Source organism: Chryseobacterium sp. StRB126, from assembly GCF_000829375.1.
GTDB lineage: Bacteria > Bacteroidota > Bacteroidia > Flavobacteriales > Weeksellaceae > Chryseobacterium.
This window is the reverse complement of record NZ_AP014624.1, coordinates 44,849-57,471: the sequence shown is the minus strand read 5'-3', so window position 1 is coordinate 57,471 and position 12,623 is coordinate 44,849. Positions and strand designations below refer to the sequence as shown.

Below are 12,623 nucleotides of genomic sequence, written 5' to 3'. Positions count from 1 at the left end.
AAAATCTTTGAATTATGAGAAAGGAAAATTCAACCAATGCCATAAATGAAGAGTTTTTGTTTGGGATATGCGAATTAAATTCTGCGGTGAGCATCATCAGCGGACGTTGGAAATCTCAGATTATCTATTCTATATCAGAAGGGAACAACCGGTTTCATTTATTGAAAAAAGAATTAACGAATATTTCAGAACAGGTACTGGGAAGACAGTTAAAAGAACTGGAAACTCATCAACTTATTATAAAGAAGGAAATCCCTGGCAGTATCCCAGCAGGAATTGAGTATATACTTACAAACAAAGGCAAAGATGTGGTTCCGATTCTAAGGAACTTATGTGAGTGGGGGAAAACATACGCTGAAGGAAAAGAGATATTAATTACTACTTTTTTATAGAAAATACAACTGGAACTGAAATTGAATTCAATAATTTATTACATTTACTCTAGTTAGATTAATAAGTTTCGGTAAAGCCAGTTTGTTGATTAAACAGACTGAAATCTGTTACAGTTAATCTGATATTAGTACAATGGAAACAATCATTAGTGTAATTTGCGTAAAAAAATAAAAAACTAGTTGACAATGACTTTTGGGGAACAGATGCTATTTTTCTTCAGTGCAGTAGGAGCATTCAATGGGCTTTTGCTTGGAATTTATCTGTTGTTTATCAAAAAGTTGAAATATCTCCCGGATTTTTTCTTAGGACTTCTTCTATTGATGTTAAGTACAAGAGTAGGGATTTCCGTATGCATTTATTTTTATCCTGATCTGCCCAGAATTATTCCACATTTAGGATTATCTGCCTTATTTTTTACTGGGCCAGCTCTATATTATTACATTAAATCTTCCTTTCAGCAAGATCAGTTTGATTGGAAGAACTGTCAGAAATGGTTTGGAATATTAACCCTTATTCTAGGAATGGTAGGTTTATTATATCTGATCTTCCCCATTACATGGGATCACTACTTTGGTACTTTTATCTATACCGTTTGGTCTGCATTTGTGTTCCTTACGGTTTATCAGTATTATATTTTTATTAAACAGAATCATAAAAGCCAAAACAAATTTGTCTTTCCTGTTCTGGCGAGTAATGTGATTATCTTTTTGACCTATCAGCTGATTTCTACGGGTTGGGTACAGATTTATTGTGCCGGGGGAAGTCTGGTTTTTTCATTTGTTCTGTATGCTAACTTTTTAATTCTATTCAATAAAAAATATCATCAGGTTGCTGTAAAAGAAACCAATAATAGGTATTCTAATAAAAAGATTTCAGAAGAGCAGGCAGATAATTTTGTTTCCAGATTAGAAAGACTCATGGTGACTGAAGAACTCTATAAAAATGCCAATCTTAAATTAAGTGATCTTGCTTCCCGAATGAATATGCCTGCTCATCAGCTTTCCCAACTGCTGAATGATAATTTAGAAAAAAGCTTTTCCATTTACATCAATGAGTACAGAATCAATGAAGCCTGTGAAAAAATAGAAAATGGCTCCTATTTGAAGATTGAAGAGATTGGTTATGAAGTAGGATTTAATTCTAAATCCACTTTCTTTTCAACATTCAAAAAAATCAAGAATACAACACCACTTTTATACAAACAGTCACAAACCTTTGCTGAGCCGGGGTTTCAGAGTTCAAATTTATAATTTCGTACTGCGGAATTTATATTTCAAAACCTTATTTTTAGGTTAAGCCAATACTTTTGACTTCATAAAATTAAAAATTATGATTGTCAAATTATGGCTCCTGTTACTGCTGTTATTCTTATCTTTTTTGGGAAAAGCACAGGATATTGCAAAAAGAAAAGGTGCAGATTCTCTAACTGAGACTAAAACGTCTGCAACATCTATTTCTGAAGTGGTTATTCAGTCCACTTCACGAAAGATAAAGCTTAATGATGGAAATTTGGTAATGGCAGTTTCCGGAAATAAAGACTTTAAAACATCCACCCACCTGCTTGATGTTTTAAGAAAAACAGCAGGAGTCACCATCGATCAGGAAGGAGGAATTTTTATTGGGGGAAGAATATCTCCGGCTATTTTTATAAATGGAAAGGTTACAGTAATGAGTAATCAGGAGCTGCAGGCTTACCTGCTGTCCCTGTCTCCTGAAATGGTAGAATCTATAGAGGTGAATACAAATCCATCTTCAAAATATGATGCAGAATTTAAAGGAATTATTGATATCAGATTAAAAAAGAACACCAATCTCGGTTGGAAAGGGAATTATAATGGAAATCTATACATCAATAAGTTTAATTACAGAGAAAATGCTTTAAATCTGTCATACAATACTGAAAAAGTTACCTATACTATACAGATGGGATTAAATGATGGAATTTCCAGCTATCGGTACAGCGCTTTACAGCGATTGGCTAACACGAATGTCATGCGTACCAATACCAATCAAAAAGATATAGGAAGTGTATATAGTATTCAGGCAGGAGCTGATTTTAGATTAAATGCTAAAAATAGGTTGAGCCTAAATCTGAGAAGTAATTTTAGAAAAAATGACCGTATTCGGACAGGATCATTATTTACCACTAATAAAAGTGAAACAGATGTTATTTTTAATACCGAAAGCTTAAATCCAATAGACTATTCACAGAATAATCTGGGGATGACTACAGACTATTCGTTTCAAAATAAAGGATTTAAATTAACCTTCTTAGGCAATTATCTTGCTGTAAAAAACAAGCAAAAAGATGAATTTATCAATAGAGAGCAGCCATCTTCTGAATTATTATCCTATTGGAAATCTGACCTTTTTAATGAGATTGAAATTTATACTGGACAGGTTGATGCCTCTCAAAAAATGGGAAATGCAGATATAGAAGCAGGATTTAAGTACAGTTATTCACTCACTAACAATAATATCAGATATGATACTTTATCAACGAATAATCAGTTTGTATTTGATCCTTCAAGAAGCAATATTTTCTCTTACAGGGAAAAAATAATGGCGGGTTATATTGCTTACAGACAAAAATTTGGAAAACTTCAGATCAATGCAGGAATAAGAGCTGAAAATACACAGAGTATTTCAGATGCTGTTACTGCTGATTCTATTGTTTCAAGAAATTACCTTGAATGGCTGCCTTCTTTCAGTGCAAGTTATTCTTTTAATAAATCTAATGAACTTTCCTTTTCCTATAGCAGGAGAATTACAAGACCTGTTTTTTCACAACTCAATCCATTTCGTTTTTACTTTAGCCCTTTGAATTATTGGATAGGAAATCCTTATCTGTTACCTTCTTTTACCAGCCAAATTAAAGCAACTTACCGGTATAAAAACTGGATTACAAGTTTCAGCATTGGAAAAGAAAAAGATGTAATGACCCGCTATCCCATATATCATCCAGAAACCAATGTATTGGAATACCTTGGAACCAATCTTCCATATAGGAATTTTGCTGTTCTTGAAACGAGTTTTCCTGTAAAAATTACAAAATGGTGGAATATAACGGGACAGTTCACAGGATATTATAATGATGAATTCAGGCCTTATCTTGATGAAGTTTTTGCACTGGATATCTATAATTATGAAATAAGGCTGAACCAGGTCTTTACTTTACCCAAAGGATATACAGTTAATCTATTTGCAAATTATGAATCCAAAACTGGAAATAGTCTCTACATTATTAAACCACGCTATAGTATCGACCTATCATTTCAGAAATCATGGTTGGATAATAAACTGAATACAAAGTTGGGGTATAATAATATTTTTGATTCCAATGACCAGAGTCTGGAGTTCAGACATAAACAGATTATGGACAACCGTTTGAGGCATTGGTGGGATAGCAGCCGTTTTTTCTTCTCGTTGAGCTATGTTTTTGGGGGATCAAAATATCAGGCACAAGAAATTCTGAGAACAGAAGAAGAAAACAGAGCAAGATAAAAGAAAACCTGCTTGGAGAAGCAGGTTTATTATTTTTATGGGCAAACGCAGTTACCACATGTCCAAATTCTGCAGCTTCCATCATCATTCCACTCACAGCAGTATCTTGGTCTGTTGATACCAATTCCTCCGGTTACTGATTTTTGTTGCTCTCTTCCTAATTTTTGTGCGTTTTTAAGCACTGGATTGTTCTTGTTCATGATTTTGATTTTTTGATGTTAATAGTTAAGTTTTAAACAATATAATTTTATGAAAAATTATATCACTAATATATGAATTTATTTTGTTTTAAAAATAAAATTTTATCATTATAGGTATGAAATATAATAAGTTGTATTGAAATAGATAGTCCCTTCATAATTTTATTAAATAAAAAATGAAATTTATTATAGCTCATGGAATATGAGAAATAAAATTTTTATATTGAAGGGAATAGGTGACAATATAATAAAAAAGCCGTTTCACAAATCGTAGAAACGGCCTTTAAGGTTTTATGGACACATACATCTGTCGCATGTCCAGATGAAACATTTTCCTGTTACGTCATCCCATTCGCAGCATCTTCTGCCGGCGATTGCTCCTCCCATAACTGATTTTTGTTGCTCTCTTCCTAATTTTTGTGCATTTTTCAGCACTGGATTTTTCTTGTTCATGACTTTGTTTTTTTGATGTTAATAGTTAAGTTTTAATCTATATAATTTCGCGAAAATTATATCACAAATGTAGGAAATTACATTATAAAAAAATCTGTTTTTTCATCCTTATGTAGATGAAATATAGTAGGTTGTAGATGTTTTTGTATGCTTTATACTATAGTTTGTTGAATAAGGGGAGTATTTTGCTAAAAGGGGATGTTTGCGAAGACCAAATTTCAGGCATAAAATAATTCAAAAGTTTTCTAGATAGAGACCTTTACTTATATTTGTAGTATTGCATAAATCTTTATGAGACTAAACATTAAAAACGAAACGGGTAGGCTGAGATCAGTAGTTCTAGGCCAGCCTAATTCATTGGGACCGGTTCCCACACTAGAGGAAAGTTATGACGCCAAGTCATATTACTCAATCGAACACAACATTTATCCTAAAGAAGAGGATATCATTAATGAAATGAACGCTTTTGAAGCGGTATTAAAAAAGTATGACGTTGAAGTACTTCGTCCAAGCATCATTCAAGATTACAATCAGGTCTTTTCAAGAGACGTTGCTTTTGTGATTGATGATAAAATGATTATTTCCAACGTAATTGCAGACAGAGCTGACGAACAGGAAGCATATAAAAGTGTTTTCGAGAAAGTTGCCTGGAGAAAGATCATTAATCTTCCGGAAACGGCCCATATCGAAGGCGGAGATGTTATCGTATGGAATGATTTTATTTTCATCGGAACCTGCTTCAGCGAAGATTACAGAAACTATAAAACGGCAAGAACCAACGAGTATGCCATTGAAATTTTAAAAGAATACTTCCCAAAGAAAAGAATCATTGATCTTGAACTGAAGAAAAATGATAAAGTTCCTTTTGAGGGAATCTTACACCTGGATTGTACTTTCAACCCGGTGGGAGAAGATAAATGTATTATCTATAAAAACGGATTTGTAGACGAAAGCGACTACCGTCTAATCATCGATATTTTCGGAGAAGAAAACTGTTTCCATATCAATGATGAAGAAATGTTTGAAATGTTCCCGAACATTTTCTCTATCTCTCCTGATGTTGTGGTTTCCGACAAAACATTTACAAGAATGAACAACCATTTAAGAAACGAATGGGGGATGACTGTAGAAGAAATTCCTTACAGAGAAATCTCTAAAATGGGTGGTCTACTGAGATGTTCTACAATGCCGCTTATAAGAGAGTAGTTGAGTTGTAGCGCTATAGGGTAGGAGAGTAGAGTCTTAGAGTGGGAGAGTCTTAGTACAATTTTTTAATCTTAAATAAGTAATTATGTCAACGATTAAATTTCATCAGGATCTAAAAGTGTATCAAAAATCTTTTGAAGTTGCACAGCAGATTTATGAACTCTCAAAAGCTTTTCCTAAAGAAGAACTCTATTCTCTTGCAGATCAGATACGAAGATCATCAAGATCGGTAACAGCTAATGTAAGTGAAGCTTGGGGAAAAAGAAGGCATGAAAAATCCTTTATTGCTAGACTTACAGACTCTGAAGGCGAGGCCAGGGAAACCCAAACATGGAATCAGTTTGCCTATGCCTGCAACTATTCAATGAAGAGCAATTTAACAATTTGCATAATCAGTATAATCAAATAATAGGGATGTTAGTGAATATGATTAATCAGTCAGAAAAATGGTGTTCATTTTCTTCATTCAATACTGAATAGAAGAATTGATAAGATGTATTGACAACTCTCAAACCCTCACACACTAACACCCTCAAACTTAAAAGAAATGCAAACAACAGATACAGTATTAATGATAGAACCGATTGCTTTCGGTTACAATGCAGAAACTGCAAAAAACAATTATTTTCAGGTAGAACAGACAGGTTCCGATATTCAGTCAAAAGCTTTGGCAGAATTCAATACCTTCGTCGGGAAACTGAGAGAAAAAGGAATCAATGTTATTACTATAAAAGATACATTAGACCCTCATACACCGGATTCTATTTTCCCTAATAACTGGGTAAGTTTCCACAAAGACGGAAAAGTGGTTTTATATCCTATGTTCGCTTCCAACAGAAGGGTGGAAAGAAGAGATGATATTCTTGAAAGCATCAAGGATCAAGGATTTGAGATTACTGAAATTGATGATTGGTCATTTCCTGAAACCCAGGGACATTTCCTGGAAGGAACAGGAAGTATGATTTTCGATCACGATAATAAGATTGCTTACGGATCGGTATCTTTAAGATTAGATGAAAATTTATTCAGAGAATTCTGTGTAAAATATGGTTTCACACCAGTGGTTTTCCATTCTTATCAGACCGTAGGTACAGAAAGACTTCCCATTTATCACACCAATGTAATGATGTGTGTAGCAGATAAATTTGTAGTGATCTGCCTTGATTGTATTGATGATGAGCTGGAAAGAGAAAAAGTAATTGAAACCATCAAGAATTCAGGAAAAGAAATCGTTGAAATTTCTGAAGAGCAAATGCAGCAATTTGCTGGAAATATGCTTCAGGTTCAGAATAAGGACGGAGAAAAATTCCTTGTGATGAGCCAGACTGCCTACCAATCTTTAAATAAGGAACAGGTAGCTGCTATTGAAAAGTATTGTGGAATTATTTATTCTGATTTAAATACGATCGAGGTAAACGGAGGCGGAAGTGCAAGATGTATGCTCGCAGAAGTTTTTCTTCCAAAAAAATAATATATTTACGAAAAAATTAATTGAACCCATTATCAAATAAAGGTTTACATATTCTTCTGACTTTGGAAACAGAGTCAGAAGATTTGTTATTGGACAGCAAAGGTTTTCTTGCTTTTACAGAAAGTATTCTGAAAACCAAAGAAGTAGAAGTTGTAGGAATTACCAATCATGTTTTTGAAAATCAGAGTTTCACATCGGCAGTGTGCCTTAAAGAATCCCATCTCTGTATTCATACATGGCCGGAGTTTAAGCAGCTAACTTTCGACGTTTTTCTTTGTAACTATACTCAAGATAATACTGCAAAAGTAGAGCAGATTGCAGATGAGGTTGTTCAATATTTTAAAGCTAATACCATTCAAAAACACAAAATTTACAGATAAAAATGGATCACATTTGTCCCCATTGCCGGACTAACAACAATGAAATGGCCATAAATTTTGCCATTGAAGAATTTATTTGTAGCCATTGTGATAATCTTATTACCGTAGGACAGTCTGTCCAAAGAAAGATTGTTAAAAAGCCTGTGGAAAATGTTGTGTTGGAAGTTGGACGTAAAGGAATGCTCTATGGTACAGAATACTGGGTGATTAATATTGTTATTAAGAAATACGGCTCAGATACCTTTTGGAGAGAATATTCATTAAAAGACAGTGCCGGAAACAATGTATACCTCAGTGAAAGTGATGGGCATTGGGTTTTTCTTTACCCTGTAGATTTTGCTTTTAAAGAATTCAAATATTATGCTGAAGCAAATGGCAAGAATTACAGATGGTATGAAACCACCCCCTGTACAGTGTATGCTGCTACCGGTTTTTTTGAAGATAAACTACAGTTTGGACTGGCTACTTACAAAGAATATGTAAATGGCACTGAAATGATCTCCCGTGAAGAATATGGGAAATCAGTGCAGTTTTTCAAAGGAAATCATATTTCAAGGTCTGAAATTAAAAAAGCATTTGGCATTACAGATATGCCTTACTGCTCCGGAACCGGAATTGTTCAGCCATTTTATTATAATGTTAAGCAATGTACCAATATTATGGCAATTACGGCCTTACTGATATGTGCTTTGCAGTTGTATGTGGTAACCTCAAGAAGTAATCAGACGGTCTTTGAACAGAACATCAATTTTGCCGATGTTACGGATAAAGAAGTGGTAAGTAAAAGTTTTACTCTTTCAGGCGGATCCGCACCATTAAAAATACATGCATTTTCTGATGTGGATAACTCCTGGGCAAGTATAGGACTCAGTCTTGTGAATGAGAAAACCAACGAAGTGATTTATGCTTCTAAGGATATTGAAAAGTATTCAGGGTATGAAGATGGAGAAAGCTGGAGCGAAGGAAGTCAGTCAGAAGATTTCAACTTATGTGGAATTCCTGCAGGAACTTATCATTTTCTGATATCAGCAGAAAAAGAAGGCGGAACTAAAGATCCGTTTAAATCCGGCTATAGACCTCAGAATGCAGATTTTTCAATTCTTAAAAATAATGAAGGAGGTTTCTCTCTCAAAAATGATAAAGATGAAACAATCAGGACCTATAATGACCTGGAAGTTTTGACAAGTGAAATCATACTGAGGACCGGCCTTCAGAATACTATAAAAGAGACTGGGAAATTAGATTCTATACTTCTCAATATGACTCAGGAGTATGGTGATCCTGTCAATTTTGAGAAAAACCCAGCCGTAAATATTACAGCCACCTGGCTGCCGGTTTCCTTCTGGAATTTTGGGATTGTCCTTGTTTGTCTCATCCTATTTACGGTATTGAGCTATTGGATGAAACGTACTTTCGAATCAGGAAAATGGAGTAATAGTTCTAATTCACCTTATTCAAGCAATTAAACCATGGAAACAATAATCAATTATATCAAAAGCAATTGGCTGTTAGTGGCTATCGGAGGATTTTTTATGGGTTTGTTTGTTTATCTTACATTTTCGGGAAATCAATTCTGCGATTGTGTAAAAACAGAAAAATATCGCGATGGAACTACAAAAAGCCATTCCAGAGCAGGGTTTTACAGATACTATCACAAATAAAAATTAAAAACTATGGACAATATCAATTTCTTACCAATATTAAACTCGGTTCTTTACTCATTTTTAGGAATCGCTATTCTGCTCGTATGCTATTTCATTATTGAAAAGCTTACTCCGGAAAAGACATGGCATGAGATTGCTCAAAATAAAAATATAGCGTTGGCTATTGTATTCGGAGCATTTATTATTGGAATTTCAATGATTATAAGCGCGGCAATTCATGGATAAGAAGAGGATCCCTCTTGAGCTGCTTTTATTATTTTCTGTATTTGTCATTGCGACATGTGGATTGATCTATGAACTGGTGGCGGGAGCATTGGCAAGTTATCTTTTAGGAGACTCTGTAAAGCAGTTTTCTTTTATCATTGGGGTTTACCTGTTTTCTATGGGGGTAGGCTCCTATCTGGCCAAATTCATTAAGGGAAACCTTATTGATAAATTCGTTGAGATTGAAATTCTGGTCGGAATTGTTGGAGGAGTAAGCTCTGTGGTGCTGTTTGTTTTATTCAATACGCTCGCACATTTTGAAAGTGTACTTTACCTTTTTGTTTTTTTTACGGGATGTTTGGTAGGTGTGGAAATTCCGCTACTTATGAACATTCTGAAGGATAGGGTTCAGTTTAAAGATTTAGTTTCAAATGTATTCGCCTTTGACTATATCGGGGCTTTGCTGGCATCTATTCTTTTCCCATTGGTTTTAATTCCGCAGCTGGGAATTGTGAAGACCCCTTTGTTCTTCGGGCTTATTAATATTTCCATTGCTATATTCCTGTGCTTTTATCTTAAGAAAGAATTATCAAAACCTTTCTCATTAAAAATAAAATCAATTGCTGCATTTATTCTGCTGGTTGGTCTTTTCGTCTTTTCAGATAAAATTTTGTCTTATTCAGAAGAGAAACTTTATGGGGAAAATGTTGTTTATACAAAGAGTTCTCCTTACCAAAGGATTGTTTTAACAAGAAATAATCGTGAATTCAGATTGTATCTGAATAATAACCTGCAGTTTTCCTCAACCGATGAGTATCGTTATCACGAGGCATTGGTTCATCCGGCAATGTCCATGGCCAAAAATATTGATAATGTACTGATTCTTGGAGGAGGTGATGGTTTTGCTGTACGTGAAGTCCTGAAATATAAAGAAGTGAAAAAGATTCAGCTTGTTGATCTGGATGGAGAAATGACTGATTTCTTCAAAACCAATGAAACCATGCGAAGACTGAATCAAAGTGCTTTGTCCAATCCAAAGGTGAAAGTTATCAACAAAGACGCTTACATCTGGGTAAAGGAAAACAAAAAGAAATTTGATGTCATCATTATAGACTTTCCGGATCCGTCCAATTACAGCTTAGGAAAACTGTATTCTCTGCAGTTTTATAAAGAGCTTGAAAGACTCACTGCCCCGGATACTAAAATTGTTGTACAAACCACCTCTCCTTATTTTGCTCCGAAATCTTTCTGGTGCATAGAGAAAACCCTTAATCAGATTTTTCCTTTTACTTCGGCATATCATACCTATGTTCCGTCATTTGGGGAATGGGGATTTTCAATGGCTTCCTTTGAACCTGTGAATAATAAGATCTACAGAAGGCTTCCGAACCTAAAATACTACGATTATGATTTCTCAAAAATATCCTACTTCAGCAAAGATATGAAAGTGAATGAGGTAGAAGTTAACCGTCTGGATAACCAGATATTAGTCCGTTATTTCGATGAAGAGTGGGGAAAAGTTCAGTAGAAAAGATTTCCTGAAAACAATAGTGTTGGGTGGATTGATGCTCCCTTTTCTGCAGTATTGCGGAAAGAAGGTAAAATCTTTGTTGTTAAAGATCACAGGAACCAACCATGTTTTGGGGCACAAATTATGGGCAAAGGACTTTCCACAATTTTCTGAAGTTATCCATACCAAGTATCTTGTGGTAGGAGGTGGAATTTCCGGGCTTTCTGCCTGCAGGTTTTTCAGTCAGCATCATGAGGAGGACTATCTTTTGTTGGAAATGGAAGATCATTTAGGTGGAAACTCCTCTAATGGGCAGAACAAATTTTCAAAATTTCCTCTGGGAGCACATTATTTGCCTTTGCCCAATAAAGAAAATAAAGAGATCATCGAATTTCTTACAGAATGTGGTATCTGCCAGGGAACGGAAGAGAATGGAGAGCCTATTCTGGATGAATATCAGATGACTTTTCCACAGCAGGAAAGACTGTTCTATAAAAACTCTTGGCAGAACGATATTGTTCCCCAAAAAGGAATTTCTTCAGAAATACAGAGTGAGCTTGATCGTTTTTTTAAAATGATGGATGGTTTCCGTCAAAAGAAAGATGCTCTTGGTAATTATTGGTTTGCGATTCCGGTTCATGATTCCAGTAGGGAGGATGAGGCTCTAAACCTTGAGAAAACTATTTTTAAAGATTGGCTGCAACAACATGACTTCAAGTCTGAAGAACTTCTTTGGCTATTGGATTATTCCTGTAGAGATGATTACGGTTTAGGTATTGATTATGTTTCTGCCTGGGCTGGAATTCATTATTTTTCAGGAAGAAAAAACAACTGGAGTAAAAAATATAAGGATCAGGTATTCACATGGCCGGAAGGAAATGCGAAATTAACTCATTATCTTTCAAAGTATACGGAGGAAAAAAACTTAACGGATAATTTAGTGTTTAATATTGAGGTTGCTGATAAAGTTGAAGTTTTAAGTTTTGATAATGCTCACAAGAAGACCAGAAAGATTATTGCTGATAAAGTTTTACTGGCTACACCCCAGTTCGTCAATGAAAGAATTTTTAGCAACAGAAAAGCATCATCATTCCATTATGTTCCCTGGTTATTAACAACCATTACTCTAAAAAATGAATTTGGAGGAGATGAAGAACTAGCATGGGATAATGTCATTTACGGATCCTCAGGATTAGGATATATTTTTGATCAGCATCAGAATATCAACCAGATCATGGGTGAAAAAGTGATTACATATTATAAAAGCTTTTCCACAAATGACTGTAAAAAAGCAAGGAAGAAGCTGTATGCCATGAAAGAAACAGAACTTAAAAGTTTAGTTTTAGAAGATCTGAAGAAAGCCCATCCGTTGATTGAAGACTTTATCCTTGAAATGCAGTTTCATAAAATAGGACATGCAATGATTGCTCCCGTTCCGGATCAGATTTTTGGTGAAAATGCAAAAGTGGCAAAAGAACCTATTCATGGAAAAGTATTTTTTGCCCATTCGGATCTTTCAGGAATTTCTATTTTTGAAGAAGCTTTTTATCAGGGAATAAGGGCAGCAGCACAAATGTTTTGAAGCCCTCATGATGGGGATATGATCTCAAGAAAAAACCTTGACAAGGCTGATTGATT

The 12,623-nt window shown here is 34.8% G+C and carries 14 protein-coding genes; 12 read left to right on the top strand and 2 right to left on the bottom strand.

Annotated elements, in window-relative coordinates:
* The first annotated feature begins 14 nt into the window (after positions 1 to 14).
* The 3 genes from CHSO_RS00240 to CHSO_RS00230 all read left to right on the top strand — a co-directional run bounded on the left by CHSO_RS00240 (position 15) and on the right by CHSO_RS00230 (position 3,897).
* Positions 15 to 392 carry a winged helix-turn-helix transcriptional regulator gene (locus CHSO_RS00240; protein WP_045491075.1) on the top strand — a complete coding sequence of 126 codons (378 nt, stop codon included), beginning with the start codon at positions 15 to 17 and terminating at the stop codon, positions 390 to 392.
* Between the two features lie 186 nt (positions 393 to 578).
* Positions 579 to 1,643: a helix-turn-helix domain-containing protein gene (locus tag CHSO_RS00235; RefSeq protein ID WP_045491072.1), complete on the top strand. Its 1,065-nt coding sequence runs from the start codon at positions 579 to 581 to the stop codon at positions 1,641 to 1,643.
* Between the two features lie 79 nt (positions 1,644 to 1,722).
* On the top strand, positions 1,723 to 3,897 hold the full coding sequence (locus CHSO_RS00230) for a TonB-dependent receptor domain-containing protein (protein WP_045491069.1): 2,175 nt from the start codon (positions 1,723 to 1,725) through the stop codon (positions 3,895 to 3,897).
* A 35-nt stretch (positions 3,898 to 3,932) separates the two neighbouring features.
* On the opposite strand, the gene CHSO_RS25775 is transcribed toward CHSO_RS00230, so the two are convergent.
* Positions 3,933 to 4,097 (bottom strand): hypothetical protein, encoded by a 165-nt coding sequence (locus CHSO_RS25775; protein WP_171817581.1) that lies wholly within the window; start codon positions 4,095 to 4,097, stop codon positions 3,933 to 3,935.
* Positions 4,098 to 4,388: 291 nt separating this feature from the next.
* On the bottom strand, positions 4,389 to 4,550 hold the full coding sequence (locus tag CHSO_RS25770) for a hypothetical protein (RefSeq protein WP_171817580.1): 162 nt from the start codon (positions 4,548 to 4,550) through the stop codon (positions 4,389 to 4,391).
* A gap of 291 nt (positions 4,551 to 4,841) precedes the next feature.
* Here CHSO_RS25770 and CHSO_RS00225 point away from each other — a divergent pair, with 291 nt between their 5' ends.
* The 9 genes from CHSO_RS00225 (at position 4,842) to CHSO_RS00185 (ending at position 12,567) form a co-directional block, all read left to right on the top strand.
* A complete protein-coding gene (locus CHSO_RS00225) occupies positions 4,842 to 5,756 on the top strand; it encodes a dimethylarginine dimethylaminohydrolase family protein (RefSeq protein ID WP_045491065.1) in 915 nt (304 codons plus the stop codon).
* Between the two features lie 85 nt (positions 5,757 to 5,841).
* Positions 5,842 to 6,165 carry a four helix bundle protein gene (locus tag CHSO_RS00220; protein WP_316932461.1) on the top strand — a complete coding sequence of 108 codons (324 nt, stop codon included), beginning with the start codon at positions 5,842 to 5,844 and terminating at the stop codon, positions 6,163 to 6,165.
* 138 nt (positions 6,166 to 6,303) lie between these two features.
* Positions 6,304 to 7,227, top strand: a complete 924-nt coding sequence (ctlX, locus tag CHSO_RS00215; protein ID WP_045491062.1) for a citrulline utilization hydrolase CtlX — start codon at positions 6,304 to 6,306, stop codon at positions 7,225 to 7,227.
* A gap of 20 nt (positions 7,228 to 7,247) precedes the next feature.
* A complete protein-coding gene (locus CHSO_RS00210; protein WP_045491058.1) occupies positions 7,248 to 7,607 on the top strand; it encodes an S-adenosylmethionine decarboxylase family protein in 360 nt (119 codons plus the stop codon).
* Between the two features lie 44 nt (positions 7,608 to 7,651).
* Entirely contained in the window at positions 7,652 to 9,073 is a 1,422-nt protein-coding gene (locus CHSO_RS00205; protein ID WP_232509130.1) for a DUF4178 domain-containing protein, read from the top strand.
* Positions 9,074 to 9,076: 3 nt separating this feature from the next.
* On the top strand, positions 9,077 to 9,268 hold the full coding sequence (locus CHSO_RS00200; RefSeq protein ID WP_232509129.1) for a hypothetical protein: 192 nt from the start codon (positions 9,077 to 9,079) through the stop codon (positions 9,266 to 9,268).
* A 12-nt stretch (positions 9,269 to 9,280) separates the two neighbouring features.
* The gene (locus CHSO_RS00195) at positions 9,281 to 9,496 is read left to right on the top strand and encodes a DUF350 domain-containing protein (protein WP_045491052.1); all 216 of its coding nucleotides are present in this window, start codon (positions 9,281 to 9,283) and stop codon (positions 9,494 to 9,496) included.
* Complete coding sequence (locus CHSO_RS00190; RefSeq protein ID WP_045491050.1) at positions 9,489 to 11,003, top strand: polyamine aminopropyltransferase; 1,515 nt, start codon at positions 9,489 to 9,491, stop codon at positions 11,001 to 11,003. The genes CHSO_RS00195 and CHSO_RS00190 overlap by 8 nt, the downstream gene beginning before the upstream one ends.
* A complete protein-coding gene (locus CHSO_RS00185) occupies positions 10,978 to 12,567 on the top strand; it encodes an NAD(P)/FAD-dependent oxidoreductase (RefSeq protein WP_084220895.1) in 1,590 nt (529 codons plus the stop codon). The genes CHSO_RS00190 and CHSO_RS00185 overlap by 26 nt, the downstream gene beginning before the upstream one ends.
* The last annotated feature ends 56 nt before the right edge of the window (positions 12,568 to 12,623 follow it).